The organism is uncultured Sphingomonas sp., assembly GCF_934560975.1.
In the GTDB taxonomy this organism is placed as follows: domain Bacteria; phylum Pseudomonadota; class Alphaproteobacteria; order Sphingomonadales; family Sphingomonadaceae; genus Sphingomonas_I.
The window spans coordinates 23,190-48,886 of the sequence record NZ_CAKTFO010000005.1 but is presented as its reverse complement, the minus strand read 5'-3'; the positions used below and the strand labels follow the sequence as shown (position 1 = coordinate 48,886).

Sequence of the window (25,697 nt, the reverse complement as noted above, 5' to 3'; positions counted from 1 at the left end):
GCGGCGGTTCAAAGCCAGTTGTGGGCGCGATACCACCGTGCCGTGGCGGCCAGGCCCTGTTCGGTCGGGATGCGCGGTTGCCACAGCTCCGCCGGCGGCAGGGCATGGGCGGATGCCGTCCAGTCGGGATGGGTGAAATAGTTGATGCGGTCGCGCGTCAGCTTGGCCTTGCGTCCGCGCACCAGCCGCTCGGCCGCGCTGACGCCGACCAGCAACCGGCGCGACAATGGCAGCGGCAACACTTTGGTGCCGACCGCGGTGCCGATGGCGCGCGCCAGTTCGGTCGTGCCCCAGCCGCCAGGCCGGCCATCGTCGGGCTCGAACGTGCGGCCATGGCTGTCGGCGCGGTGGAGGCAGGCGAGGATCAGGTCGCACAGGTCGGTGACATGGATCACCGACAATCGCCCGCCCGGCGGCAGCGGCACGACCCGGCGCCTGGCGAGGCGGAACAGTTCCAGCATCTCGCGGTCGCGCGGGCCGTAGATGGCGGGCGGGCGGATGATGGTCCAGTCGCCCCCGGCGGCGATCACCGGATCCTCCGATTCGCGCTTCGACCAGCCATAGGCCGATAGTTGCGGCTCGCGCGCGGCGAGCGAGGAGATGTGGATGAAGCGCGTAATGCCGGCCCCGGCCGCGGCATCCAGCATGGCTTCGGTGCCGACGATGTTGCCGAGTCGGAACGCGTCCGGGCTGCCGTTGATGACGCCCGCGACATGGATCACCGCCTCGCACCCCTCGACCAGGCGGGCGAGGGCATCCGGCCGGTCCAGCGCCCCCTCGATCCAGCTGACGCCCGGCCGTTCGGATTGCGACCGGCGGGCGAGCGCGCGGATCGCATGCCCCGCCGCCACCGCGCGCTCGATCAGGTGCGAGCCGACAAAGCCCGTGCCGCCGGTGATCGCCAGCTTCACAGCAAGGCCATGTGGTTGCGATGGACCAGGGCCGCGCGCGGGGCATAGCCGAGCCGTTCGGCATGATCCTCGCGCCGGGTGCCGGCAATCCGCGCGGCATCCTGGTCGCCATATTCGATCAGGCCGCGCGCGACGCCCATGCCGTCCGGTGCGATCACCGCCACCAGATCACCGCGCGAAAATCGGCCTTCGATGCGGGTGGCCCCGGCGGCAAGCAGGCTCTTGCCCGCGCGCAATGCCTCGACCGCGCCCGCATCGACATGGATCATGCCCTTGGCGGTCAGCCCGCCCGCCAGCCACGCCTTGCGGGCGGGCGCGGCCTTTTCCGCCGCGAACAGGGTGTGGCGGGCGGGGGTGGAGAGCGGTCGGTCGATCCGGCCGGACGCGATCGCCAGCTGCGCGCCGGCGGCATTGGCGATGCGCGCCGCCGCGATCTTGGACACCATGCCGCCCGATCCCATGCCGGAGGCGGAGCCACGGTCGGCCATGGCCTCGATCGCCGGATCGATCCGCTCCACGCGTGGGATATGGACCGCGCCGGGCAAAGCGGGGTTGCGATCGTACAGCCCGTCAATATCCGACAGCAGGACCACCCCCTGTGCTCCCGCCGCCTGCGCCACCCGCGCCGCCAGCCGGTCGTTGTCGCCGAACCGGATTTCCTCGGTCGCGACCGAGTCGTTTTCGTTGAGGATCGGCACCACCGCCAAGCCCAGCAGCCGGTCGAGCGTGGCGGCGGCGTTCAGGTAGCGGCGGCGCTCCTCCAGATCGTCCAGCGTCACCAGCATCTGCGCGGCGACCAGGCCGGATGCGCCCAGCACCTCCGCCCAGACCTGGCTCAGCGCGATCTGGCCGGTCGCGGCGGCGGCCTGCGCATCCTCCAGGCTGGCGCGTCCGCCCTTGGGCAGGCCTAGCCTCCGCGCGCCCAACGCAATCGCGCCGGAGGACACGACGATCACCTGCTGACCGGCCCGCGCGCGCGCGGCGATGTCTGCGGCAATGCCCTCCAGCCAGCCGCGACGCACGCTGCCCGCCGGATCGACCAGCAGGGCCGACCCGATCTTCACCACCAGGCGCGGGCAGGACGATGGCGGGAAGAGCGCCGCGTTCCAAAGGTCGGCAGGGGTGGCTAGAGCGGGCTCCACTCGATCACATCCTCCGTCTGGTCGTCGTCATCGACGCTCGACCCCTCGCTGCCGATCGCCGCCTGCAGGCGGTCCAGCACCGGCTCCAGCCCGATCGCGCCCGCGCCGGAGATGGCGAACACCTCCGCGCCGCTCGCCTCCTGCAACTCGGCGGAAAGGGCGGCGATCAGTTCCTCGTCCAGCGTGTCGATCTTGTTGAGCGCGACCACGAACGGCTTGTCGACCAGCCCCGCGCCATAGGCCTCCAGTTCGTCGCGCACGACGCGGTAGCTGGTGGCGACATCCTCGTCATTGGCATCCACCAGGTGCAGCAGCACGCGGCAGCGTTCGATATGGCCGAGGAAACGGTCGCCGATGCCCGCACCATCAGCCGCCCCTTCGATCAAGCCGGGAATGTCGGCCACCACGAATTCACGCTCGCGATGACTGACCACGCCCAGCTGCGGGCGGGTGGTGGTGAAGGCGTAGGCGCCCACCTTGGCGCGCGCATTGGTGACGGCGTTGATGAAGGTCGACTTGCCGGCATTCGGCAGGCCCACCAGACCGGCATCGGCCAGCAGCTTCAGCCGCAGCCAGACATACATTTCCTCGCCCGGCCAGCCGGGACCGTGCTGGCGCGGCGCGCGGTTGGTGGAGCTCTTGTAGCTGGCATTGCCGCGCCCGCCATCGCCGCCACGCAGGAAATTGATCCGCTGCCCGGCCTTGGTCAGGTCCGCCATCAGCGTGCGGTCTTCGTCGTCCGTCAGGATCTGCGTGCCGATCGGCACCTGAATCACCAGATCCTCGCCGCCCGCCCCGGTGCAGTTGGAGCCGGCGCCGTTCTGCCCGCGCTGCGCCCGGAAATGCTGGGCGTAGCGGAAGTCGATCAGCGTGTTGAGGCCGGACACCGCCTCGAAGATGATGTCGCCGCCCTTGCCGCCATTGCCGCCGTCGGGGCCGCCATATTCGATGAACTTTTCACGCCGGAACGACACGGCGCCCGGTCCGCCCGCGCCGGAGCGGATGAAGATCTTGGCCTGATCGAGAAAATGCATGTCCGCTGCCTAGAGCCTGATCGTCGATGGGGGAAGCGCCACGCGCATTCCCGGCGGCGATCAGGCCCGTTGCAGGGATGGACGATCAGGCTGTCAGGCGTGCGCCGAGCCTGTGCGGCGGCCGCCGCGCAGCGCGCCGCCGGTCACGCCGAAGCCCAGCACCATCATCGCCCGGTGGCGGCTTTCGGCGCCGGCGCGTTCTGGGTCAGGCCCCGCGCCACGGAGGCATGATCGTTGTAATTGCAGTCGTCCTTGACGTCGCCGGTGGTCGTATTCTCGAACCCGAAGAAGGTGCCGGTCGGTACGCCGCTTCACGGGTCGGCGAGGTGCGTGCTGGCGTAGAGGTGCTGCAGGCCATCCGCATTGTTCGCGACGACGGAGGAATAGGTGCCGAGGTGCGTATCCCTGGCGTCGCGATCATCGACGTCGATGAAGAACTCGATCGAGTCGCCGGCCAGGACCTTGCCGAGATTGGTGGCCTTGAAGTCGCGCGACCCGGACGGCAGGATGCCGCTGGCGATCGTCTTGCCGATCACCTTCACGCCCAGCTTGCTGAGGTAGGTGCCGGTGGAGGTCATCGTGTACATGGTCAGGTCGCCGTTCGCCGCCGCCCAGAACGCGTAATTGGCGGGGTTCAGCGTACCCTGCTGGTTATGGCGATAGCTGCCGACGGTGCCGGATGCGGCCGTGCCGACCAAAGCGGCCGCGATCGCGGCACCGAAACCCGCAAAGCGCATGAACAACCCCACACTCCGCAGGCGACACTGCCCGCGGGGCGGGTGTCAGGGCCGGGCAGGCGCGCAAAGGGGAAAGGCGCGCTGCAACCACGCAGGCAAACCGGCTCTAACATCCGCGCAACGCGTCGGTACGGCGCGGTTGCGCGGACGCCAGGCGGAGCGTCACGCCGCCAGTGCGTGCGACGGGCGTGTCCGTTCCCGCAGGCAGACCCGCGCGTCGAGCGTTGCGCCACGGCCGGCGCCGACCAGCCGGGCGATCTGCCCGGTGCAGTGGAAGCCCAGCGTGCGCAGCACGCGGGCGGAGCCGAGATTGTCGGTGGCGCACCGCGCCTTCACCCGGTCGAGTCGCAAGGTCGAATCGGCGAGTGCCAGCACGGCCCGGCCGGCCTCGGTGGCGTAGCCTCGGCCGCGATGGTCGCGTGCGATCCAGAAGCTCAGTTCCGCCTCGCTGTCGCCGGACAGGGCGACTCCGCCGATCACGCGATTGCCGTCGCGCAAGGCGACCAGGAAACGCGGCCGATGGGGCGACGGCGATTGCGACAGGAATGCTTCGGCATCCTGTACGCCAACGGGCCAATGGACGTGATCCAGGTTGGCGGTGTCGGCTCCATCGCCGATCGCATGCGCCAATGCTGGTGCATCCTCGACCCAGCCCGGCCGCAACAGCAGCCGTTCGGTTACTGCGAACATGCATCTTCTCCCTGCGTGGGCCCTTGCCAGCAAAGCGTGACGCTCCGGCGACAAGGGAAGTGTGAGGTCAGGGAGATATGAAAAAAGGGAGGCGGGGCGACCCGTCTCCCTGACGATCCGGCCTGGCCGGATCTCGGGTCGCCCACTGGACGACCCGTTTACACGTTCGTCCGTTTATTCGGCCGCGATGGCCGTAATAACGCTGACGTACGATCGGCCAAGCTTGCCCTGATGGAAGGCAACGCGGCCCTCGGTCAGCGCAAACAGGGTGTGATCCTTGCCGATCCCGACATTGGTGCCCGGATAGACTTTGGTGCCGCGCTGGCGCACGATGATGTTGCCGCCGATGACGGTTTCGCCACCGAACTTCTTCACGCCAAGGCGACGGCCGGCCGAATCACGACCGTTGCGCGACGAGCCGCCTGCTTTCTTATGTGCCATTGCTCGCTAGCTCCTGATTAGGCTTCGGCGGCCGCCGGGGCGGCCTTGTTCTCGGCCTTGTGATCGCCGATCGCGGTGATCTTCAGGACCGTGTGATACTGACGATGGCCGTTGCGGCGGCGATAATTGTGGCGACGGCGCTTCTTGAACACGATCACCTTGTCGCCGCGCCCCTGCGCCACGATTTCGGCCGAAACGGTCAGCCCGTCGACCGACTGGAGGTTCGCACCGTCGCCCGCGAGCAGCACGTCGCCCAGCGTGACAGTGGCGCCGGCGTCACCGTCCAGCTTCTCGACAACGATCTTGTCTCCGGCGGCGACGCGATATTGCTTGCCGCCCGTGCGCACGATTGCGAACATGGCTCTCTCTACTTTCGATTCCGGATCCCAGGCGCACCACGAAGGGGACCTGCGAAAGCGCGCCAGCTAGGTCCAATTGCCCCCACTGTCAAGGTCGGGCTGGTTCAGCGCCGGTTCTCCTGCAGGAACCGCTGGAAACATCCGCTCTGGCCATAGCTGCCGATGGGCGAGCAACTGTTGGGCAGGCCCTGGCGACTCACCATCTCCAGCACCTTGGCGGTGCCGGACCAGCTGCCGTCGCGCGCCTCGTTATAGGCGTGCTTGCGCAGATTCTTCGGGATTCGGTATCGGTCCCCCTCCGGCTGGCGGGCGCACACCACCACCTCGTCCTCCGTCGATTTGGGGCAGGGGTCGTTGCCGAACACCAGCATGGTGGAAACACGCTGCGGCGGCGGATCGGCCGCCAGTGCCGCCACCGCCATCATCAGCGCCGGTGCGAGGAGGAGGGCCTTCATGCGGGAAATCATCGTCCCGCCCCGCTGAGCGGAGCATGAACGATGCGGTGGCTCAGCGCGGCTCCGGCGAATCGGCGGCCGCCGCCGCGCTCTGGTCGTTTTCCTGGCGGGCCTGTTGCATGTCCCTCTTCCAGCAACCGGTGAAGCCGCCGCCGCCGACATTGCTGCAACTGCCCGTGCCGGTCGCCGCGCCGGCATTGGCGACGCTCTTGGCGCGCGCCGACCAGGGCTGGTCCTTGGGCGCGAGCGGGGCCGAGCGGAGCGTGCGCGGGATACGAAAGCGTTCGGATTCCAGCGCGCGTATGCAGACGGTGTTGGAGGGACACTTGTCGTTGCCGTAGATGATCAGCGCGCTGCCGCCCGCCTGCGCAAAGGCCGGTGCGGCTACTCCCAACGTCAGGCCTAACGCGGCTGCGGCGGGAAGCAAAGCAAGCTTGAACATCACCAAAACTCCTTGATCGCAGGACGAACGCACCGCCGCCGCATCATATCCGCTCGGACAGGCGGATCGCCGCGCGGCAGCCCAGCCGGATCGCCGCCGACAACAATGGATAGCCGGGCGCACGCTCCGCACCGGCGGCCATGGCGGCGTCGTGATGCTCCACCTCCTCGGCGCGGAATTGAGTAATGATGCTGGTCAGTTCGGGGTCGCTGTCGCCCAGTTGGTCAAGCTGGTCGCCATAATGGAGGTCGATTTCCGTCTCGACGGCGGCGGTGCAGGCCATCGCCGCCTCCGGCCCGATCAGGGCGGTGGCGGCCCCCAGCGCAAAGCCGGCGATGTTCCAGAGCGGCGCCAGCGCGGTCGGGCGCACCCGGCGTTCCACGATCAGCGCGTCGAAGCGGGCGCGGTGCGCCTCCTCCTGCGCGGCCATGTGGCTGATCGAACGCGAGATGGGATGGCGATCGCCCAGCACCGCCAGCTGGCCCGCATAGATGCGGGTCGCGCCATATTCGCCGGCCTGATCCACGCGCACCATGCCGGCACGCGCCTTTGCATCGGATTGGGTCATCGCACGCGCCTTATGCTCAAGGCCAGCACCGCCACGGCGCCGGCGACCGAAAACAGGAAGTTCCAGCCGGCCAGGCTGATGCCCGCCAGCGTCCATTGCGGCACGTCGCAGCGCACGATCGGCGCGGCCATGATCTGGCGCAGCAGGTCCGCGCCGTTGCTCGCGACCAAGCCGGTGCAATGCTGCGGCCCCTTCCACCAGCCATATTCGACCCCGGCGTGGAACCCGCCCAGCAGGCCGCTGGTCAGGATCAGCAACCCGGCCAGAACGGTCAGCGGCCGCGACAAAGCCGTGCGGCGAGCAAGGATGGCTAGTGCCGCCGCGACGATGGCGGCATAATGCGGCCAGCGTTGCCACATGCACATCTCGCACGGGGCCAGCCCGCCCCAATATTGCGACCCCAGCGCGCCGGCCATCAGCAGCAGCGGCAAAGCAAGTGCCAGCAGGCGGGCAGGCGCCAGCATCAGCGGCGCTTGCCCGCGCGCGCCGGGACCGGAGCCGCCGTAGCGGTCTGCGCCGCCGGCATGCCGAGCCGCGCCACCGTCTTCACCGCATAATCCATCTGGAAGTCGGTCACCCCCGCTTTCTTCAGCGAATCGGGCGTGGCGGCAAAGCGCGGATCGGGGTTGGTGTCGGTTTCCAGCACGCTGTTGTCGACCTTGGCCTGGTTCAGCAGGTGACGGCGCAGGTCCGCTTCGCGCAGGCGCGGGCGGGCCTTGTAATCGGAGTCGCTCAGCTGCGGCACCAGGATGTCGGGCTCGACCCCGCCTTCCTGCACCGATCGGCCGGATGGCGTATAGTAACGCGCCGTGGTCAGGCGCAGCGCCGTTTCGTCGCTCAAGGGCAGCACGGTCTGGACCGATCCCTTGCCGAAGCTGCGCTCGCCCAGCACGATCGCGCGCCGCTGATCCTGCAATGCCGCCGCCACGATCTCCGCTGCCGACGCGGAGCCGGCATCGACCAGCACGACGATGGGACGGCCCTTGGCCAGGTCGCCGCGCACCATCCGCTCCGCGAAATAGCGCTGTATGTCGGTTTTCTCGCGCCCGCGCTGGGACACGATCTCGCCATGGTCGAGGAAGATGTCGGACACCTCGATCGCCTGGTCGAGCAATCCACCGGGATTGTTGCGCAGGTCGATCACATAGCCGAGCACATGGCCGGCGGTCTTGGCCTCGATGTCGGAGATGGCCTTTTGCACGCCGGGTCCGGTCGGCTTGGAGAAGCCGTTGATGTTGATCACGCCGACATTGTTCTTCACCTCCCACTTCACCAGCTTGATCTCGATGACCTCGCGGGTGAGGGTGACGTCGAACGGCTTGTCGCGGCCGGGGCGGACGATGGTCAGGCGGATCTGCGTGCCCGGCGTGCCGCGCATCTTCTCCACCGAATCCTCCAGCGAATCGCCGTAGATCAGCTTGCCGTCGATGTTGGTGAGGTAGTCGCCGGGCTTGATGCCGGCGCGGAAGGCGGGGGTATCCTCGCTCGCCGCGACCACCTTGACCGCGCCTTCGTCCATCTGGACCGTCAGGCCGAGGCCGCCATAATTGCCCTCGGTCGTGGTCTGCATGTTCTTGAAATCGCGTTCGTCCAGGTAGGACGAATGCGGGTCGAGGCTGGCGAGCATGCCGTCGATCGCACCCTTGATCAGGGTCTTGTCGTCGACCTTGTCGACATAATCGGCCTTGATCCGCTCCATCACCGCCATGAACTGGTCGAGCTGGCGATAGGTATCGGTTTCGGTCTGGGCGAGGCCGGCGGTCACGGCGGGCAGCAGCGCCATCGCCCCGACAAGGCCGGCACCACGGAGCAGAATCTTACGCATGGAAGGCGGGATCTTTCATCGGTCGACCATGCCTGTAGCGCGTCTGTGGCGCGCACGAAACGGTCTTGCATCCAGGGGGACTAACCACGTTGCGCCGCCATGCCCGCCACATCCACCGCGCGGCCATGATGGCGCAGCTCCAGCGTCAGGCGCGGGGCCTCCCGCCCCATCCGGCCGAGCAGGGCACCCTGCGCCACCTGCTCGCGCGCGGCCACCGTCGCCAGCGACAGACCGGCGAGCAGGGTGGCCCAGCCGCCGCCATGGTCGATCAGCACGATGTCGCCATAGCCCCGGAACGGGCCGGCATAGGCGACCCGCCCGGCGGCCGGCGCGCGCACCGGGGCGCCGCCTGCGGTCGCCAGCGCGATGCCTTGCGCCCGGCCGCCCTCCACCTGGTCGCCCGTGCCCAGGACCACGCGGCCCGCCGCCGGCAGCCGATATACCGGGCCGCCGACCGCGCGCGGCGTTTGCAACAGGGGCGTGGGCAAAGCGGCAAGGCGGGTGTTGAGCGCGGCCTGCTCCACGCTGCCGAAGCGGGCGCGGGTTTCGGCGCGGCGCGCCACCTCCTGCGCCAATTGCGCGCGGGCAGCCTGGGTGGTGATCATCCGGCGGCGCAGCTCCGCCGTCTGGCCGGCGATGGCGGGCGCCAGCGTGCGCAGCAGGGCCCGGCTGCGCACCAGATCCTCTGCCGACTTCGCATCCACCAGCGCCATCGCCGGCGGGTGCAAGGCGGACCGCTGGATGCGGGCGGCGAGCGCGATCAGCGGCGCCTGCGCGGCGGCGAGGCGCTGTTCCTGGCGCGTGGCTTGCCGCTCCAGCGCCGCGAGACGGGATTCGGGGCTGGCGGCGGCGGTCGCCAGCATCAGGGCGAACGCGACGCCCACTCAGCCTTCGCGATGATAGGGGTGGCCGGCCAGGATGCTGGTGGAGCGCCACAATTGTTCGGCCAGCATGACGCGCGCCAGCATGTGCGGCCACGTCATCCGCCCGAAATTGATCAGCAGATCGGCCTCACCCCGTTCGGCATGGTCGAAACCGTCGGCGGCCCCGATCAGGAAGCGCGCCTCCCGCATCCCGTCGTCGCGCCAGCGGCCCAGCCGCTCGGCAAAAGCAACGGAGCCGAGGCTGTCGCCTTTCTCATCCAGCATAACGGTGACGGTGGAAGGCGCCAGCGGCGGCACCCGTCCGCCGCGATCGGGCAGTTCGGTGACGCGCGTGGGCCAGTTTACGCGCGTCAGATAGCGTTGGACCAGCTCGGCTTCGGCACTCCTGCCGATCCGGCCCCGCGCAACGATATGCAGCAGCACTCAGGCGGCGCCGATCGCCTCGTTCGGGGCGGCCTCGCTCGGCGGGCGCGGGGCATCGCCGAACGCCCACATCCGCTCCAGATTGTAGAAGCTGCGCACTTCCGGGCGGAACAGGTGCACAATCACGTCATTGGCGTCGATCAGCACCCAGTCGGCCGTGGGCATCCCCTCCAGCCGCGGGCTGCGACCGGTTTCGGCCTTGATCTTCTCGACCAGCTTGCCCGCCATGGAGCCGACATGGCGGCTGGAGCGGCCGGACGCGACCACCATATAGTCGGCGATCGAGGATTTGCCGGCGAGCGGGATGGACACGGTTTCCATCGCCTGGTCGTCGTCCAGCGACTCCAGGATCAGGCGGTGCAGCGCGTCGATACTGTCGGCCGGCTCGGCCGGGGATTCGACGGAACGCGAAGCAATGGCAGGCAAGGAACCTCCTAGGGGAGCGGCCGGCGCGACACGCGATCGCGCAAGCCTCGGGTTGTCAGGGATGAGTGCCAGTCGGGCCGAATGGCGCGCACCTGCGTGGCGGAAGACGGATCGGGGCGGAAGCGCAGCAGCACGAGCGCCGGCGAACTCCACATCGTCCATTGTTTCGCATGGCTTGGGCGCCGGACGAAGCGCCTGAGCCAGCCCATTGCGGGGGCACGGAGGGCGCGACCATCATAACCCGGACGCGCGATTACCGCAATCGGCATGGTGCGGGCAATTTCGCGCCAACGCTGCCAATGGTGGAATTGTGCAAGATTGTCGGCACCCATCAGCCAGATGAAATGGTGATCGGGGAAGCGGCGTACAAGCTTGCGCAGCGTATCGGCCGTATAGCGGGTCCCCAGTTGCTGCTCGATCGCGGTCGGCCGGATCCGCCCACCGCGCGCTTGGGCGTGCGCGGAGGCGAGGCGGGCGGCCAGCGGCGCCATGTCGCGCGCGCCTTCCTTCAGCGGGTTGCCCGGCGACACCAGCCACCACATTTCATCCAGCCCCAGCGCGCGGATCGCCTCCAGGCTGATCCGGCGATGGCCGCCATGCGCGGGGTTGAACGATCCGCCGAGCAGGCCGGTGCGGATCATGCGGCGGCTCCGCGATGGCGTGGGCAGGTCACCGTGGGACAACGGGGTTGTTCATGTCGCCCATGTGTCGCTTGCCCGTGCCCGCTTCAAGCACGCGTCTGGCCGTTGCCCCGCACCTGCCATTTGTAGGTGGTCAGTCCTTCCAGCGCGACCGGGCCGCGGGCGTGGAGGCGGCCGGTGGCGATGCCGATCTCCGCGCCCAGCCCGAACTCGCCGCCGTCGGCGAACTGGGTGGAGGCGTTCCAGGCGACGATGGCGCTGTCCACCTCCGCCAGGAAACGTTCGGCGGTGGCCGCATCCTCCGTTACGATCGCGTCCGTATGGTGCGATCCGTGCGCGGCGATGTGGCGCATCGCATCCTCCACCCCGTCCACCAGCGCCACCGACAGGATGGCGTCAAGATATTCGGTGCCCCAATCTTCCGCCGTGGCCGGGACGGCGCGGGGTTCCAGCGCACACACGTCCGGCGTGCCGCGCAGCGCGCAGCCGCCGTCGATCAGCGCAGACAGGATCGGGCGCGGATTGGCAAAGGCGCGATCGATCAGCAAAGTCTCGGTCGCGCCGCAAACGCCGGTCCGGCGCAGTTTGGCGTTGAGCGCGATGGCGCGCGCCATCTCCGGGTCGGCCGCGCGATCGACATAGAGGTGATTGATCCCGTCGAGGTGGGCCAGCACCGGCACGCGCGCGTCCGCCTGCACGCGCTCCACCAGCCCCTTGCCGCCGCGTGGGATGATGATGTCGATCAGTCCCGCCGCCGCCAGCATCGCGCCTACCGCCGCCCGGTCGGTGGTGGGAACCAGCTGGATGGCGGCGGCGGGCAGGCCGGCCGCCTCCAGGCCCCGCAACAGGCAGGCGTGCAGCGCGCGGTTGCTGGCGCTCGCCTCGCTGCCGCCGCGCAGGATCACCGCATTGCCCGCCATCATCGCCAGCGCGCCCGCATCCGCGGTGACGTTGGGCCGGCTTTCGTAGATGATCCCGACCACGCCCAGCGGCACGCGGACGCGCGACAGGCGCAACCCGTTGGGCCGCTCGCTCCGGTCGATGATCGTGCCCACCGGGTCGGGCAGCGCCGCCACCGCCTCCAGTCCCGTCGCAACTCCTTCGATCCGCGCGGGCGTCAGCGTCAGCCGGTCCAGCATCGCGCCGGAGAGCTGCGCCGCCTGCGCGCGCGCCACGTCGTCGCGATTGGCCGCAAGGATCTGGGCCCGGTCGTCCCGCATCGCCGTGGCCGCCGCGTTCAGCGCCGCCGCCTTGGCATGCGTCGGGGCCGTCGCCAGCACCGTCGCCGCCGCGCGTGCGTGCTGGCCCATGGTTGCGATCAGGGCGGCGGGATCCCGTGCTGCTTCGTCGGTCATGGCGGCGCGCCTAGCATGAAAGCAGGTCAGGCCGCACTGCCGCTGCCCGGCTTACTATGGTAGATTAGTGGTCGATTGACGCTACAAGCGGACGCCTCCGGACAGTGGATAAGGAAATATCGTCGTTCCGATGAGCCAGCTAGACATACTTGGGGGCGACCGCCGGTTCGAGCTGCTGGTCGGCGCGGTCAGCGACTATGCGCTGTACCTGCTGGATCGCGGCGGCCATGTCGCCAGCTGGAACCCCGGTGCCGCGCGGTTCAAGGGCTATACCGCCGATGAGATCATCGGCCGCCATTTCAGCATCTTCTACACGGCCGAGGACCGCGCGTCCGACCTGCCGCGCCGGGCGCTGGAAATGGCGGCGCGGGGCAAGTTCGAGCATGAGGGCTGGCGCGTCCGCAAGGACGGCACCCCGTTCCGCGCCAGCGTGGTGATCGATCCGGTGCGCGACGAAACCGGCGCGCTGATCGGCTTTGCCAAGATCACCCGCGACCTGACCGAACGCTGGCAGGCGCAGCAGGAGGTGCAGGCCGCGCGCGAGGCACTGGCCCAGGCGCAGAAGATGGAGGCGATCGGCCGGCTCACCGGTGGCGTCGCCCACGACTTCAACAATCTGCTGACGGTGATCCGCGCGTCGGCCGAACTGCTGCGGCGGGACGATCTGCCGGATGCCAGGCGCCGGCGCTATGTCGACAGCATCGTGGAAACGGCGGAGCGGGCGGCGCAGCTGACCAGCCAGTTGCTGGCCTTCGCCCGGCGGCAACCGCTGCAACCCGAACGGTTCGACATTGCCGCTCGCGTGCGCGGCATGGAGCAGATCGTGGACACCACCGTGGGATCGCCGGTGGCGGTCACCTATGACGTCCCGGACGATGTCGGCCGCGTCAATGCCGATCCCAACCAGTTTGAAACCGCGATCCTGAACCTCGTCATCAATGCGCGGGACGCCATGCCGCAGGGAGGGCGTCTGTCCATCTCGGCGCGTCGGGCGGATCAGGTGCCGTCCGTCCGCCGGCATGCGGCGGTGGCGGGTGCCTTTATCGCGATCACGGTGCAGGACAGCGGCTGTGGAATAGCGCCCGCCACCCTTCAGCAGATTTTCGAACCCTTTTTCACCACCAAGGAGGTGAACAAGGGCACCGGGCTCGGCCTCAGCCAGGTCTACGGCTTCGCCAAGCAATCGGGCGGAGAGGTGGCGGTGCAGAGCCGGGTGGGGGAGGGAAGCCGTTTCACCCTGTATCTGCCGCAGATCGGCGGAGAGCGGGTCGATCCGGACGGGATTGCCGCGCCGCGGGTTTCGGTGCAGCCCGCCGCACGGCGATCGGTGCTGCTGGTCGAGGATAATGACGTGGTCGGCCGTTTCGCCCACAGCCTGCTGGGCGAACTGGGGCAGGACGCAACCTGGGCAACCGGTAGTGCCGAGGCGCTGCGCATTCTGGAGGATCGGCATGGCACGTTCGACCTCGTCTTTTCGGACGTGGTGATGCCCGGCATGACCGGCATCGAATTGGCGCATGAAATCCGGCGGCGCTGGCCCGATCTGCCCATCGTGCTGACCAGCGGCTACAGCCATGTGCTGGCGCAGGAAGGCAGCCACGGCTTCGACCTGCTGCAAAAGCCCTATACCATCGATGCGCTGCTGGCGGTGCTGGGCGATGCCGAGGCGAAGGGCGGCAGCGGACTGTGACGTCTTGAGCGCCAACGCGCTCCCGCAAAGTCAGGCTATGGGGCGGACAAGGATCTGCTTCATTGTCTACTTGTCCGTAGGGAAATAGGTTTCTCCGACCAGGGAGAAAAACAACCATGTCGTTGACGCTTGCCATGCTGTTCGCAGCACAGAGTATCACTGCGTCGCCCGTGCCGCCGCAGGAAGCGTCCGATCCCGGCGTCGCGGACACGCCGGCCGCGCAGCAGGCGGTGGCACCGCCCATTCAGGACGGCGCGGCGGGCGAGGTGGTGGTGACCGCGCGTCGCCGCAGCGAATCGGTGCAGCGCGTGCCGATCGCCATCTCCGTGGTGAACGACGCCGCGATCCAGGCGACGGGCGCCTTCAACGTCAATCGCCTCCAGCAGCAGCAGCCGGCGCTGCAATTCTATTCCAGCAACCCCCGCAACAGCGCGATCAACATTCGCGGACTGGGTGCGCCGTTCGGCCTGACCAATGACGGGATCGAGCAGGGCGTCGGCTTCTATGTCGACCAGGTCTATGTCGGGCGGATCGGCGCCTCCACCTTCGACTTCGTGGATGTGGACCGGGTGGAGGTGCTGCGCGGCCCGCAGGGCACGCTTTATGGCAAGAACACCACTTCCGGCGCGATCACCGTCACCACCCGCGCGCCCAGCTTCACGCCCGAGGCGCGGGCCGAGGCGACCTATGGCAATTACGATTTCGTGCAGCTGAAGGCATCGGCCTCCGGTGCGCTGATCGACGACAAACTGGCGGCGCGGCTGTCCACTTCCTTCACCAAGCGGCGCGGCACGATCTACAATATCCGCAGCGACGAACGCCTCCACCGCCAGGACAATTTCGGCGTGCGTGGGCAATTGCTGTGGAAGCCGACCGAGACGAACGACCTGACGCTGTATGGCGATTTCAACCGCCAGAACCCGCTGTGCTGCGTCCAATATTATGCGCGTACCGGCACCACCCAGCGCCCGCTCAGCCGCCAATATGCCGCGCTGGCGGCGGCGTTCGGCTATGCCCCCCCCAGCACCAATCCGTTCGACCGGGCGACCGATCTGGATGCCGACATCAACTCGCGCCAGGAAGTGGGCGGCGCCTCGCTGGTCGCCAACTGGGATATCGGCCCGGCCACCATCACCTCGGTCACGGCCTGGCGTTATTGGGACTGGCAGCCGGCCAACGACCGCGACTTCATCGGCCTGCCGGTGACCACCGTGTCGCAGAATCCGTCGCAGCAGGACCAGGTCTCGCAGGAAATCCGCATCGCCTCCAACGGCGACAACCGGCTGGGCTATACGTTCGGCGCCTATTTCTTCCACCAGACGATCGATACGCAGGGGTCGCAGGTGCAGGGATCGGCGGCGAGCCGCTATCTGCTCAATCCTACCAGCGCCAATGCCGCCATCCCGGCGGTGCTGGACGGTCTGACCTCCACCAACACGATCGGTTTCAAGAACACCAGCGCCGCTCTGTTCGGCAAGCTCGACTGGCGGGTCACGGATGCGCTCCACCTCCAGCCGGGCGTGCGGGTCAATTACGACAAGAAGAGCGGCTCCTACGTCTCGGTCGTGACGACCGGCACGGGCAGCACCACGCTCAACAGCGACCAGCGCGGCGTGCTGGCGCCGCAAAGCTACGATCCGCGCTTCGACGACTGGAACCTGTCGGGCGACGTCACCCTGTCCTACGATCTCGCGCCGACGATCCACAGCTATGCGACCTATGCGCGCAGCTTCAAGTCGGGCGGCATCAACCTGTCCGGCCTGCCGCTGGACGCGAACAACAATCCGATCCTGGGCGTGGCGACGGTGAAGCCGGAAAAGGTCAACCATTACGAGCTCGGCCTGAAGACGCAGCTCGCCGATCGCCGCATCACCTTCAACCTCGCCGGTTTCTGGACCGAGGTGTCGGACTATCAGGCGACCGTCACCAACGGCCAGCTGGGCGTCATTCGCGGCTATCTCGCCAATGCCAGCAAGGTGCGCAGCCGTGGCGTCGAGTTCGACAGCGCCTTCCGCCCGAGCGCGCGCGTGAACCTCTACGTCAACGGCGCCTATACCGACGCCAAATATGTGAAGTTCCAGGACGCGCCATGCCCGCCCGAACTGGCCGGCGGCACCACCGCCAGCGCCGCCAACCCGGCGAGCCCGGCCGGCACGCCCGGCGGGTTCAGCCCGGCCTTCTGCGACGTGTCGGGGCAGTGGCTGCCCGGCATCTCCAAATGGGCCTTCTCGTTCGGCGGGGAATATAATCTGCCCGCGCGCCTGCTCGGCACCGATGGCCAGGTCTATGTCGGCTATGACGGCAGCTACCGGTCGAAGTTCTCGTCCAACCCGTCGCGCTCGGCCTATATGGACATCAACGGTTACTCGCTGTCCAACTTTCGCCTGGGCTTCCGCGCGGACCAGGGGCTGAACATCTTCGGCTGGGTCCGCAACGCCTTCGACCGCAATTATTTCGAACTGCTATCGGCCCAGTCGGGCAATACCGGCCTGATCGTCGGCCAGCCCGGCGACCCCCGCACCTATGGCCTGACGGTCGCCCGCTCGTTCTGAGCCGGCATGTCTCCGCTGTCCGGCGCCGGCGCATGCCGCGGGCGCCGGTGGCGGGCTAGCTGCTGAAGATGTGCAGCAGGCAGTATGCGCCACGGATCGCCGCGAGTGTAAACAGCCCGGCCGCAATGACCATCAAGGCGGCGGACCATCCGTCGACAGCCGCTTGCCTGGCGGCGACCCACCGGTTCACCATCCAGCGAAGCGCGCATCCACACGGGACGGCTGCCATGATCGCGGACAGAACGATCCCGCCGAAGTGACGCTCGGCCGCGACCTGGCATGGTGGGGCGGGATCGCAATGCGCGCCGCCCCATGCCATGGCAATGAACGCAGGCAGGCAGATGGCGGCGCCCGTCAGCGCGCCGCAGATGCAGCCCAGCCGTGTCCCCACGCTCACCGTCATGTCGGCAGGATGTAACGGGCCGGGCCGATCAGCAAGGGCGAACACAATTCACCTACAGCAGAACGCCCGCACGGATGATCCGCGCGGGCGCTTCGCTCGTCATAACAAGGATCGGGGCTCAGGCGCCGGCTGGCGTCGGCTCGCCCCACCCACCGGGGCGGCGGCTCTTGGGGATGGAGGAGCCGCCCGTGTCCAGTGACCGGATCGGGCGCGTGGTCGGGTTCTCCCGGCCGATATCGTCGCCCCGGATCACCTTCTTGGACTCGTCGCCGGTCAGCGTCTCATATTCTAGCAGGGCCGAGGCGAGCCGGTGCAGCTCGTCCAGATTGTCGGTCAGCACCTGGCGGGCATGCGCCTCGCCTTCCTCGACCAGGCGGCGCACTTCGCTGTCGATCAGGCGCGCCGTCTCTTCCGACATATGCTGCGAGCGGGAGACGGAATGGCCCAGGAACACCTCGTCCTGATTGTCGCGGTAGCGCAGCCAGCCAAGCTTGTCGCTCATGCCATATTCCATCACCATCGCGCGGGCCATGTCGGTGGCCTGCTGGATGTCGTTGGAGGCGCCGGTATTGAGCGCGTCGGCGCCGTAGATCAGCTGCTCCGCGATGCGGCCACCGAAGGCGAGCGCCAGGCGCGCCTTCATCTGCTTCATCGACATGGAATAACGGTCGCGCTCCGGCAGGTTCCAAGTCACGCCCAGCGCCCGGCCGCGCGGGATGATCGTCACCTTGTGCAGGGGATCGCAACCCTCGACATGGAGCGAGACCAGCGCATGGCCCGCCTCGTGATAAGCGGTGGCGCGCTTCTCTTCCTCGGTCATCACCATGGACTTGCGCTCGGCGCCCATCATGACCTTGTCCTTGGCCTCCTCGAACTCGCGCATCGCGATCAGGCGCTTGCCCTTGCGCGCCGCCAGCAGCGCCGCCTCGTTGGCGAGGTTGGCGAGGTCCGCGCCCGAAAAGCCCGGCGTGCCGCGCGAAATGGTGCGGATGTCCACGTCCGGCGCCAGCGGCAGCTTGCCGGTGTGGACGGCCAGGATCTTTTCGCGCCCTTCGATGTCGGGACGCGGCACCACCACCTGCCGGTCGAAGCGGCCCGGCCGCAGCAATGCGGGATCCAGCACGTCGGGGCGGTTGGTGGCGGCGATGATGATGATGCCTTCGTTCGCCTCGAAGCCGTCCATCTCGACCAGCAGCTGGTTCAGCGTCTGTTCGCGCTCGTCATTGCCGTTGCCCAGGCCCGCGCCGCGATGGCGCCCGACCGCGTCGATTTCATCGATGAAGACGATGCACGGCGCGCTCTTCTTCGCCTGCTCGAACATGTCGCGTACGCGGCTCGCGCCCACGCCCACGAACATTTCCACGAAGTCGGAGCCGGAGATGGTGAAGAACGGCACCTTGGCCTCGCCGGCAATGGCGCGGGCGAGCAGGGTCTTGCCCGTGCCCGGCGACCCGACCAGCAAGGCGCCCTTGGGGATCTTGCCGCCGAGCCGCGCAAACTTGGACGGATCCTTCAGGAAATCCACGATCTCCTGCAATTCCTCGCGCGCCTCGTCGATGCCGGCGACGTCGTCGAACGTGACGCGGCCATGCTTCTCGGTCAGCATCTTGGCGCGGCTCTTGCCGAAGCCCATCGCGCCGGAGCCCGCATTCTTCTGCATCTGGCGCATCACCAGCCAGCCGATGCCGACGATGATCAGGAACGGCATCGCCTGAACCAGGATATACTGCCACAGGCTCGCCTGCTCCTGCGGACGGCCGCGGAAGGTCACGCCTTTGCCGGCCAGGCGCTGCGGCAGTGCCGGGTCGGCCACCGAATAGGTCTTGAACGCCGATCCGTTGCTGTATTTTCCGGCGATCACGCCATCGCCGATATCGACTTCCTTGACCGAGCCGGCATCCACCGCCTGGAGGAAATCGGAATAGGCGATCGTGTCGCCCGCCGGTGCGCGGTTGCCGCCTTCAAACAGCGACACGAACAGGACGATGGCGAGCAGGATGCCCATCCAGATCGCCAGGTTCTTCACCAGCGGATTGCCACCTCCGCCGCCGCCTTGCGGTTCCTTGTCGTCCTTCATCGTCTGCTGCCGCCTTTCTTCACCTGTGAAGATAGGGATGCGGGCGTCAATGGCAATGGAACAAGGCCGATCAGCCTGATCGCCTCGGCGGGGCGACGGACAGCCGCCAGACCGGCCCTGCTTCGATCCGGATGCCGGCGAGGGTGGAGGTGTCGCCCGCATCCAGCCGGTCGAGCAGCCGGTCGACATCGTCGCCGCGCGGATCGGCGCCGTGCGTCATCCGGGCGAGCGCCATCAGCAGCAGCCGCCGCCGCAATTCCCGCGGTAGATCGGACGGGTCGAGTCGCCCGCGGCCATCGCCTACGGTCAGCCGCGCGCGCGCGAGGCGTTCGGTCTGCCAGTGGAGCGCGGCCTCGGCCTCTCCCAGCCGGGTGGCGACCGCGGCCAGACGTTCCGGCGTGGGCCAGCCTTGTGTCAGCAGGGCACGCGCACGGGTGCGATCGAAGCGGGGATCGCGGTTGGAGGGATCGTCGACCGGCGTCAGCCCCGCCGCCGCCGCCGCCGCCACCTGCACCAGTTCCGCCTTGCGCCAGCCGAGCAGGGGTCGCACCAGCGACAGGTCGCGGCCGAGCCTGCGTGACGGGCGGATGCCGGACAGGCCGGTCACGCCCGATCCCCGCGCGAGCCGCATCAGCATGGTTTCGGCCTGATCGTCGAGGTGGTGGGCGGTGGCGAGCCAGTCCGCCGCTTCGTCACGGGCCCAGCGGGTCAGTGCGGCATAGCGCGCCGTCCGGGCCGCCGCCTGGATACCCTCGCCCCGCGCCTCCACGGTGATCCGGCTGACATGGTGCGGGATCGACAAGGCACGGCACAGGTCGGCGACCATCGCCGCTTCGCCGGCCGACTCGGGACGCAGGCCATGATCCACCGTGGCGGCGACCACCCGGCCCGGACGCGCGGCGGAGGCGAGCAGCAGCAGCGCCAGACTGTCCGGCCCCCCCGACACCGCCACCGCCAGCTGGCCGCCGGGCGCGATGCGATCCAGGTCAGCGGCGAAGCGCGCCACCCGCTCCGGCAATGGCGCCCGGACGATCACGATCGCGCGTGCGTCACTTGCACTTGGCGTCCTTGCGCGCCGTCGCCACCCGCGTCTTCAGCCCCGCTTCGGCGGTGGTGCCGTAGGCGGCGGTGAACTCGTCATAGACCCGGCACGCATCCGCCGCCTTGTTGAGCTTCACCAGCGACTGGCCGAGATAATAGAGGCTGTCGGGCGCGCGCTCGCCACGCGGGTTGGTCTGGTAATTGGCGGCGAACGCCTCCGCCGCATTGGCGGGCCGGCCGGCATCCAGATAGGCGCGGCCGAGCAGGTTCTGCGCATAGCTGGCGCGGCGGCCCTTGGGATATTTCTTGACCACTGCCTGCAACGCGGCCTGCGCCTCGGGATATTTCTTCTGCGTCCACAGGCGGTAACCGGCCATGTAGGCCTCCTCCGCCGGGTCGTCGCTGGCGACGAGCGCAGCTTCGTCGGCCGCGGGCTCGTCAGCGGGCGCCACCACGGGAGCGGCGGGTGCGGGCCTGGCCTGCTTGCCCGGGCCCGGACGCGGCGCGGCGGGCACCGGCGTGACCAGCGGGGCGGCCAGTTCGGCGCCCACCGCCGGCTCGGCGGCGGCGCTGCTTTGCTCCAGCACTTGCAGGCGGTTGGCGAATTCCTGCCGGTCCTTGGCCGCCTGTTCGGACAGGATGGTCAGGCGGTGATCTGCCTGCTCCACCTGGGCGGTCAGCTGCGCGATCGACTGTTCCAGCGAATCGACCCGCGCGGTCAGGTCGTTAAGCGGCGCGCTGGCGGGAACGCCGGTCGGGGCCACCACCTCCGGCGCGCTGATCTCCGCCTGCGAAAAGGATTGGTCGCCGCCTGGGAAGACCTTGCGCTGCACCGCGCGCAATTCCTTCTCCACCCGCTCAAGGCGCGTGTCGATCGGTCCCCGTTCGGCGGCCATGACCGGCAGCGGCAGGGCCGCGATGGTCAAGGCGAGGAGGCTGGACAAGCGAAACATGCAATCTCCGGAACTGGCGGTCTGCAGCACGGGACCGCACAACGCCCTTCAAGCATAGCCAAGCTGAAGCGCGGGTGAAGCCGCTCAGGCCGGACCCGCGCCGTTTTCAACGGGAGTCGCGGCGCCCGCCGCCGGCTGCGTGGCGGGCGGCGGGGTCGCCACCCGGGCAAGCAGCGCGTCGGCCTTGAGCGACACGTTCTTGGCCGCGCGATCCGGATCGCCCACCGACGGGATCGGCGTCTGCCCCACGGTGATGGTGGTCGAGCCCGGCCGCCCGGTGGTGAGCAGCGGATCGACCGCGTCGGCCGGCACGTCGAACCGGTTGCCCGGCTTCAGCGTGCCCATGAACAGGGTCTTGCCGCCGTCGGACACGCGCACCCACACGTCCTGGTTTGCGCCGATCGCCACCGGGCCGCCGGTGGGTGCGGGCGTGGGCGCCATCGGCTGGGCCGCCGGTTGCGCGCGGTTGGGCGCGGCCGCCGGCGCATCGCTGGCCTGTGCGGCAACTTCGACCGGTTCGTCGCGCGCGCCGCGCCAATAAAGGTAGCCGAGCCCAACCACCATCGCGACCAGCAGAGCGAGCAGCGCCAGCCCGATCGGCGGGGTGCGGCGCGGATCGGCCGGTTCATAGGGCTGTGGCTTGTGCGACTCCACCGTGGCCGTGCCGATCTCGGTCCGGAACTGGTCGGACAATTCGCGTCCGTCCAGCCCCAGCAGCCGGGCATAGGTCTTGATGAAACCGGCGCTATAGGTCGGCGCGGGAAGACCGGCATAATCGCCCCGCTCGATCATGCGCAGATGCCGGGTCGGGATGCGCGTGCGCGACGCGATATCCTCGACATCCAGGCCTTGCGCCTCGCGCGCGATGCGCAGGCGTTCGCCTACCGTGGAACCGCTCAATCCGTTTTCCATCATCGCCTTGTCGCTCAACCATCCCCCGAGGCACGCCGCACGACCTAATATATGTAAACAGACGCAGAAAGCATCGCGTGTGTCAAACCTGCACCTGCGCCTGTCGTCGGGCCGTGCGTCCGGTCAGGCGATGCGTACATCGTGATCGCTCGCCCACTGCTGCAGCACGGCGCGCAGGTCGCGCGGCGGGGCGACCAGCAGATCGGGCATGAAGGCGCGCAGCGACGCCAGGTCGAGCGAGCGGATCATCGCCTTGACCGGGCCGACCGCCGCCGGGGTGATCGACAGCCGGTCGATGCCCAGCCCGATCAGCGCCATCGCCTCCAGCGTGCGCCCGCCCATTTCGCCGCAAATTCCGATCGGCACACCCGTCGCCTGCACCTGCCCCGTCACTCGCGCGATGAAGCGCAGGATGGCGGGGCTCAGCCAGTCATAGCGTTCCGCCAGCTTGGGGTGCGCGCGATCGGCGGCGAACAGGAACTGGGTCAGGTCGTTGGTGCCGATCGACAGGAAGTCCAGCCGCGGCAGCAGCAGGTCCAGGCTTTCCGCCAGCGCCGGCACTTCCAGCATCGCACCGTAGCGAATGGCGAGCGGCAGCGGCTTGCCCTTGCGTGCGACGACGTGGCGCTGCGCCTCGAACAGGTCGCGCGCCTCGTCAAACTCCCATGGTTCGGACACCATCGGGAACATGACGTTCAGCGTGCGCCCGCCGGCGGCCGTGATCAGCGCCTCGGCCTGCGCCTTCATCAGCGCGTCGCGTTCCAGCGCCAGGCGGATGGCGCGCCAGCCCATGGCGGGATTTTCCTCATCGGCCGAATCGGCGTTCATGTAGGGCAGCACCTTGTCGCCGCCGATGTCGACCGTGCGGAAGATGACGGGCCGATCGCCCGCCGCCTCCATCACGTCGCGGTAGAGGCGCATCTGGCGCTCGCGCTTGGGGAGTTCGGCGGAGATCAGGAACTCGAACTCGGTGCGGAACAGGCCGATGCCATCGGCGCCGGTGGTGTCGAGCGCGGCCACGTCGTCGCGCAGCCCGGCATTCACCATTAGGGTGATGCGCGTGCCGTCCCGGGTTTCCGGCGGCAGATCGCGCATCGCGGCGAATTCGGCGCGGCGCTTCTGTCCCAGCTGCAAGCGGGTCTCGAACGCCTCGTCCATCGCCGGGGTGGGGCGGACAAAGGCCGCGCCCTGGCTGGCGTCGAGCAGGATCATGTCGCCGTCGCCGATCATGCGGCGGGCATCGCGCACCCGGCCGAGCACCGGCACGCCCATCGCGCGGGCGACGATCACCACATGGCTGGTCAGCGATCCCTCTTGCAGCACCACGCCCTTCAACCGCCGGCGATCATATTCCAGCAGCTCCGCCGGGCCGAGATTGCGGGCGATCAGGATCGAATCCCGCCGCAGGCCGAGTTGCGCGGCCGTGCCGAGCTGCCCCGACACGATCCGCAGCAGCCGGTTGGACAGGTCCTCCAGATCGTGCATCCGGTCGGCCAGCAGCGGATCGTCGATCTCGCGCATCCGCATCCGGGTGCGCTGCTGCACGCGCTCGATCGCCGCCTCGGCGGTCAGGCCGCTGTCGATCGCCGCATTGATCCGGCGCGACCAGCCTTCGTCATAGGCGAACATCTTGTACGTCGCGAGGATGTCCTGATGCTCGCCCGCCACGCCGAATTCGGCCTGGCTCATCATGCGGTCGATCTGTTCCCGCATCTTGTCGAAGGCGGAATAGACGCGGTGGCGTTCGGCCTCGATATCCTCGGCCACCGTATGCTCCACCACCACGCGCGGCTGGTGGAACACGGCATAGCCCGCGCCCATGCCCTCGACCAGCTTCAGGCCGGTCAGGCGCGCCGGGCCGGCATCGCGCGCATCGGGGCCGCGCGCGGTCGCCTCGTCGATCAGCTCGGCGCCGGCGATCAGCTCGGCCAGCACCATCGCCACGGTCTGCAACGCCTCGATCTCGACATCGGCATAGCGGCGCGGCTCGACATGCTGCACCGTCAGCACGCCCACCGACCGCTCGGCCCGCACGATCGGCACACCGGCGAAGCTGTGGAACAGTTCCTCGCCGGTTTCGGGATTGTAGACGAAGTCGGGGTGGCTGGTCGCCTCCGCCAGGTTCAGCGTCTCCACCCGCTCGGCAATGGTGCCGGTCAGCCCTTCGCCCAGGCCAAGGCGGGTGACGTGCACCGCTTCCTTGTTGAGGCCGCGCGTGGCGAACAGCTCCAGCTGGCCCTCGCGCAGCAGGTAGATGGAGCACACTTCGCTGTTTAGCGCCTGGCCGATGATGTCGACCACCTGGTCCAGCTTGGCCTGAGCGTGGGCGCGCGACGCCATGACGTCATGCAGGCGGGTCAGGATTTCGCGCGCGGCGACGGTTGCGGAGGCGGTGCCCATGTCGTCCGATGGCTATCAGAAACCCTTTCGCCGGTCCAACGGCGCTTGCTGCCGCGGCGGGAGGGCGTCCGGGGCGAGCGGCTGTACCTGTTGCAGCCTGGTATCGACCGCGTAGCTGACGAGCCCGCCCGCATGATCGCGGCAATGGATGGCGAAGATGCCCTGTTCGCGTGCCAGCGGCTCGACACTGTCGATCCGCTGGCACGCAAATCCCTTGGCCGCGATCAGCATCAGCAACGGGTCCCCCGATGCGGCGCGGGACAGCATGACGACGGTCCCGGCAGCGGGCGAGCCCGTGGCAGCTGCTTTCCTGTCCACCGCGTGGACTGCCGCTTCCGTGACCGCGCGGGGCGTTCGTACGCCGTTCGGCGTGGCGCCGTTCAGAAAGGCCGCATAGCAGGCGCCCACGGCCAGCAGCAGCATCAGGCCGCGGAAAAAGGTCATGCGGCCCGTTTGGGCGGACAGGCCTTACCGGAGGCTTGGCTTTGCTCCGCTTCGGTGCGGATCGGGGTTCGTGCCGCCGCAGGATCCGGCTGCCCCGGTCAGGCGAGGAGCGGCTGCGCCCGGCGGCGGCGGAGGGCGGCCCCCGCCATGCCGAAGCCGCCGACCATCAGCGCCCAGGAGGCCGGTTCCGGAACCGCGCCCTCCGTGGAAAGGAAGCTGCCGCCCAGCCCTTCGCCGTTCAGCAACACGGACAGGCCGGTCCCGCCGCCATTGTCGAAGTGGACGAGGCGGAAGCTGTGGCTGCCCGCCGCCAAGGCAAGCCCCGTCGTCACATAGCCGAAGGGGTGCCCGAAATCGTTGTCGATCGCGACATTGCCGTCGATGTACAGGCGCGACCCGTCATCCGAGCCCAGCGCGAACGTGTAGGTGCCGGTCGTCGCGATGTTGAGGAAACCCGTCAGCTCCAGCACGCGATTGACCAGACCTTCCGGATCGGCCGACAGATCGCGATAATGGCCTGCGCCCAGGAAGGTGGATAGATGCTCGTGCGTGCCGATGATCTGGCCGCAGCCGGGGAAGCAGACGGTGGTGGCCGTGAAGGTAGCGGCAAGGCTGCCTTCCTCGATCCGGTCCTCCGCCGCGTCGATGCTGCCGGACGGCCCGCCGAAGTAACGGCCGTTCAAGCCCTGCGCGGCCTGAACGGGTCCGGCGAGCGCAACGCTCAGGATCATGGCGGTTCCGGCAAGAAAAGCACGAAGTTTCATGGGTTCACCCGCTGTGGCTGTTAGGCGGGGCTTGGTTAACCTGAAGATGGAACCTGCCTCAATTCGGCATCGGGATTAAGCCGATGGCCCGAATTACCACCCGGCATTCCAGCTCCATGCCGCTCTTG

The 25,697-nt window shown here is 68.5% G+C and carries 27 protein-coding genes; 2 read left to right on the top strand and 25 right to left on the bottom strand.

The genetic code is table 11. The annotated features are described in order from the left end of the window. Window positions 1-8: 8 nt before the first annotated feature. The 17 genes from Q0D93_RS05475 to Q0D93_RS05395 form a co-directional block, all read right to left on the bottom strand. The gene (locus Q0D93_RS05475) at window positions 9-911 is read right to left on the bottom strand and encodes an NAD-dependent epimerase/dehydratase family protein (protein ID WP_294391944.1); all 903 of its coding nucleotides are present in this window, start codon (window positions 909-911) and stop codon (window positions 9-11) included. Continuing rightward, complete coding sequence (gene proB / locus Q0D93_RS05470; protein WP_294391943.1) at window positions 908-2,053, bottom strand: glutamate 5-kinase; 1,146 nt, start codon at window positions 2,051-2,053, stop codon at window positions 908-910. Before proB ends, Q0D93_RS05475 begins: the two co-directional genes overlap by 4 nt. Further along, a complete protein-coding gene (gene obgE / locus Q0D93_RS05465; protein ID WP_294391942.1) occupies window positions 2,038-3,087 on the bottom strand; it encodes a GTPase ObgE in 1,050 nt (349 codons plus the stop codon). Before obgE ends, proB begins: the two co-directional genes overlap by 16 nt. A 311-nt stretch (window positions 3,088-3,398) precedes the next feature. Next, window positions 3,399-3,824 carry a hypothetical protein gene (locus Q0D93_RS05460; protein ID WP_294391941.1) on the bottom strand — a complete coding sequence of 142 codons (426 nt, stop codon included), beginning with the start codon at window positions 3,822-3,824 and terminating at the stop codon, window positions 3,399-3,401. Window positions 3,825-3,986: 162 nt separating this feature from the next. Continuing rightward, entirely contained in the window at window positions 3,987-4,514 is a 528-nt protein-coding gene (locus Q0D93_RS05455; protein WP_294391940.1) for a GNAT family N-acetyltransferase, read from the bottom strand. A 174-nt stretch (window positions 4,515-4,688) separates the two neighbouring features. Beyond that, window positions 4,689-4,955, bottom strand: a complete 267-nt coding sequence (gene rpmA, locus Q0D93_RS05450; RefSeq protein WP_294391939.1) for a 50S ribosomal protein L27 — start codon at window positions 4,953-4,955, stop codon at window positions 4,689-4,691. A 17-nt stretch (window positions 4,956-4,972) separates the two neighbouring features. Beyond that, a complete protein-coding gene (rplU, locus tag Q0D93_RS05445; protein WP_294391938.1) occupies window positions 4,973-5,314 on the bottom strand; it encodes a 50S ribosomal protein L21 in 342 nt (113 codons plus the stop codon). 104 nt (window positions 5,315-5,418) lie between these two features. After that, window positions 5,419-5,769: a hypothetical protein gene (locus Q0D93_RS05440; RefSeq protein WP_294391937.1), complete on the bottom strand. Its 351-nt coding sequence runs from the start codon at window positions 5,767-5,769 to the stop codon at window positions 5,419-5,421. 52 nt (window positions 5,770-5,821) lie between these two features. Beyond that, the gene (locus Q0D93_RS05435) at window positions 5,822-6,214 is read right to left on the bottom strand and encodes a hypothetical protein (RefSeq protein WP_294391936.1); all 393 of its coding nucleotides are present in this window, start codon (window positions 6,212-6,214) and stop codon (window positions 5,822-5,824) included. Window positions 6,215-6,254: 40 nt separating this feature from the next. Then, entirely contained in the window at window positions 6,255-6,779 is a 525-nt protein-coding gene (locus Q0D93_RS05430; RefSeq protein ID WP_294391935.1) for a demethoxyubiquinone hydroxylase family protein, read from the bottom strand. Next, window positions 6,776-7,243, bottom strand: a complete 468-nt coding sequence (locus Q0D93_RS05425) for a disulfide bond formation protein B (protein WP_294391934.1) — start codon at window positions 7,241-7,243, stop codon at window positions 6,776-6,778. Before Q0D93_RS05425 ends, Q0D93_RS05430 begins: the two co-directional genes overlap by 4 nt. Beyond that, a complete protein-coding gene (locus tag Q0D93_RS05420) occupies window positions 7,243-8,604 on the bottom strand; it encodes a S41 family peptidase (protein WP_294391933.1) in 1,362 nt (453 codons plus the stop codon). Before Q0D93_RS05420 ends, Q0D93_RS05425 begins: the two co-directional genes overlap by 1 nt. A gap of 80 nt (window positions 8,605-8,684) precedes the next feature. Continuing rightward, window positions 8,685-9,488: a M23 family metallopeptidase gene (locus tag Q0D93_RS05415; RefSeq protein WP_294391932.1), complete on the bottom strand. Its 804-nt coding sequence runs from the start codon at window positions 9,486-9,488 to the stop codon at window positions 8,685-8,687. After that, entirely contained in the window at window positions 9,489-9,911 is a 423-nt protein-coding gene (locus tag Q0D93_RS05410) for a 23S rRNA (pseudouridine(1915)-N(3))-methyltransferase RlmH (RefSeq protein WP_294391931.1), read from the bottom strand. Beyond that, a complete protein-coding gene (rsfS, locus tag Q0D93_RS05405; RefSeq protein WP_294392107.1) occupies window positions 9,912-10,328 on the bottom strand; it encodes a ribosome silencing factor in 417 nt (138 codons plus the stop codon). A 17-nt stretch (window positions 10,329-10,345) separates the two neighbouring features. Beyond that, a complete protein-coding gene (locus Q0D93_RS05400; RefSeq protein ID WP_294391930.1) occupies window positions 10,346-10,978 on the bottom strand; it encodes a nicotinate-nucleotide adenylyltransferase in 633 nt (210 codons plus the stop codon). 86 nt (window positions 10,979-11,064) lie between these two features. Continuing rightward, a complete protein-coding gene (locus Q0D93_RS05395; protein ID WP_294391929.1) occupies window positions 11,065-12,333 on the bottom strand; it encodes a glutamate-5-semialdehyde dehydrogenase in 1,269 nt (422 codons plus the stop codon). A gap of 130 nt (window positions 12,334-12,463) precedes the next feature. Here Q0D93_RS05395 and Q0D93_RS05390 point away from each other — a divergent pair, with 130 nt between their 5' ends. Then, window positions 12,464-14,023: a PAS domain-containing sensor histidine kinase gene (locus Q0D93_RS05390; protein ID WP_294391928.1), complete on the top strand. Its 1,560-nt coding sequence runs from the start codon at window positions 12,464-12,466 to the stop codon at window positions 14,021-14,023. A 116-nt stretch (window positions 14,024-14,139) separates the two neighbouring features. Then, window positions 14,140-16,575, top strand: coding sequence for a TonB-dependent receptor (locus Q0D93_RS05385; protein WP_294391927.1), 2,436 nt, complete (start codon window positions 14,140-14,142; stop codon window positions 16,573-16,575). A 55-nt stretch (window positions 16,576-16,630) separates the two neighbouring features. On the opposite strand, the gene Q0D93_RS05380 is transcribed toward Q0D93_RS05385, so the two are convergent. The 8 genes from Q0D93_RS05380 to Q0D93_RS05345 form a co-directional block, all read right to left on the bottom strand. Next, on the bottom strand, window positions 16,631-16,978 hold the full coding sequence (locus Q0D93_RS05380) for a hypothetical protein (protein ID WP_294391926.1): 348 nt from the start codon (window positions 16,976-16,978) through the stop codon (window positions 16,631-16,633). A 118-nt stretch (window positions 16,979-17,096) separates the two neighbouring features. After that, on the bottom strand, window positions 17,097-19,055 hold the full coding sequence (ftsH, locus tag Q0D93_RS05375) for an ATP-dependent zinc metalloprotease FtsH (protein WP_294391925.1): 1,959 nt from the start codon (window positions 19,053-19,055) through the stop codon (window positions 17,097-17,099). A gap of 70 nt (window positions 19,056-19,125) precedes the next feature. Then, window positions 19,126-20,091, bottom strand: coding sequence for a tRNA lysidine(34) synthetase TilS (gene tilS / locus Q0D93_RS05370; RefSeq protein WP_294391924.1), 966 nt, complete (start codon window positions 20,089-20,091; stop codon window positions 19,126-19,128). Between the two features lie 13 nt (window positions 20,092-20,104). Continuing rightward, entirely contained in the window at window positions 20,105-21,049 is a 945-nt protein-coding gene (locus Q0D93_RS05365; RefSeq protein WP_294391923.1) for a tetratricopeptide repeat protein, read from the bottom strand. 84 nt (window positions 21,050-21,133) lie between these two features. Further along, window positions 21,134-21,949 carry a helix-turn-helix domain-containing protein gene (locus Q0D93_RS05360; RefSeq protein ID WP_294391922.1) on the bottom strand — a complete coding sequence of 272 codons (816 nt, stop codon included), beginning with the start codon at window positions 21,947-21,949 and terminating at the stop codon, window positions 21,134-21,136. Window positions 21,950-22,084: 135 nt separating this feature from the next. Beyond that, window positions 22,085-24,361, bottom strand: coding sequence for a phosphoenolpyruvate--protein phosphotransferase (ptsP, locus tag Q0D93_RS05355; protein WP_294391921.1), 2,277 nt, complete (start codon window positions 24,359-24,361; stop codon window positions 22,085-22,087). Window positions 24,362-24,376: 15 nt separating this feature from the next. After that, window positions 24,377-24,784: a hypothetical protein gene (locus Q0D93_RS05350; protein WP_294391920.1), complete on the bottom strand. Its 408-nt coding sequence runs from the start codon at window positions 24,782-24,784 to the stop codon at window positions 24,377-24,379. Between the two features lie 119 nt (window positions 24,785-24,903). After that, window positions 24,904-25,536, bottom strand: coding sequence for a PA14 domain-containing protein (locus Q0D93_RS05345; protein WP_294391919.1), 633 nt, complete (start codon window positions 25,534-25,536; stop codon window positions 24,904-24,906). Window positions 25,537-25,697: the final 161 nt, after the last annotated feature.

Excerpts from the sequence above, each read along its gene's own strand:
- obgE (WP_294391942.1), bottom strand. The coding sequence starts at position 3,087 with ATGCATTTTCTCGATCAGGCCAAGATCTTCATCCGCTCCGGCGCGGGC.
- Q0D93_RS05460 (WP_294391941.1), bottom strand. The coding sequence starts at position 3,824 with ATGCGCTTTGCGGGTTTCGGTGCCGCGATCGCGGCCGCTTTGGTCGGC.
- Q0D93_RS05455 (WP_294391940.1), bottom strand. The coding sequence starts at position 4,514 with ATGTTCGCAGTAACCGAACGGCTGCTGTTGCGGCCGGGCTGGGTCGAG.
- rpmA (WP_294391939.1), bottom strand. The coding sequence starts at position 4,955 with ATGGCACATAAGAAAGCAGGCGGCTCGTCGCGCAACGGTCGTGATTCG.
- rplU (WP_294391938.1), bottom strand. The coding sequence starts at position 5,314 with ATGTTCGCAATCGTGCGCACGGGCGGCAAGCAATATCGCGTCGCCGCC.
- Q0D93_RS05440 (WP_294391937.1), bottom strand. The coding sequence starts at position 5,769 with ATGAAGGCCCTCCTCCTCGCACCGGCGCTGATGATGGCGGTGGCGGCA.
- Q0D93_RS05430 (WP_294391935.1), bottom strand. The coding sequence starts at position 6,779 with ATGACCCAATCCGATGCAAAGGCGCGTGCCGGCATGGTGCGCGTGGAT.
- Q0D93_RS05425 (WP_294391934.1), bottom strand. The coding sequence starts at position 7,243 with ATGCTGGCGCCTGCCCGCCTGCTGGCACTTGCTTTGCCGCTGCTGCTG.
- Q0D93_RS05420 (WP_294391933.1), bottom strand. The coding sequence starts at position 8,604 with ATGCGTAAGATTCTGCTCCGTGGTGCCGGCCTTGTCGGGGCGATGGCG.
- Q0D93_RS05400 (WP_294391930.1), bottom strand. The coding sequence starts at position 10,978 with ATGATCCGCACCGGCCTGCTCGGCGGATCGTTCAACCCCGCGCATGGC.
- Q0D93_RS05395 (WP_294391929.1), bottom strand. The coding sequence starts at position 12,333 with ATGACCGACGAAGCAGCACGGGATCCCGCCGCCCTGATCGCAACCATG.
- Q0D93_RS05390 (WP_294391928.1), top strand. The coding sequence starts at position 12,464 with ATGAGCCAGCTAGACATACTTGGGGGCGACCGCCGGTTCGAGCTGCTG.
- Q0D93_RS05385 (WP_294391927.1), top strand. The coding sequence starts at position 14,140 with ATGTCGTTGACGCTTGCCATGCTGTTCGCAGCACAGAGTATCACTGCG.
- Q0D93_RS05380 (WP_294391926.1), bottom strand. The coding sequence starts at position 16,978 with ATGACGGTGAGCGTGGGGACACGGCTGGGCTGCATCTGCGGCGCGCTG.
- ftsH (WP_294391925.1), bottom strand. The coding sequence starts at position 19,055 with ATGAAGGACGACAAGGAACCGCAAGGCGGCGGCGGAGGTGGCAATCCG.
- Q0D93_RS05365 (WP_294391923.1), bottom strand. The coding sequence starts at position 21,049 with ATGTTTCGCTTGTCCAGCCTCCTCGCCTTGACCATCGCGGCCCTGCCG.
- ptsP (WP_294391921.1), bottom strand. The coding sequence starts at position 24,361 with ATGGGCACCGCCTCCGCAACCGTCGCCGCGCGCGAAATCCTGACCCGC.
- Q0D93_RS05350 (WP_294391920.1), bottom strand. The coding sequence starts at position 24,784 with ATGCTGCTGCTGGCCGTGGGCGCCTGCTATGCGGCCTTTCTGAACGGC.
- Q0D93_RS05345 (WP_294391919.1), bottom strand. The coding sequence starts at position 25,536 with ATGATCCTGAGCGTTGCGCTCGCCGGACCCGTTCAGGCCGCGCAGGGC.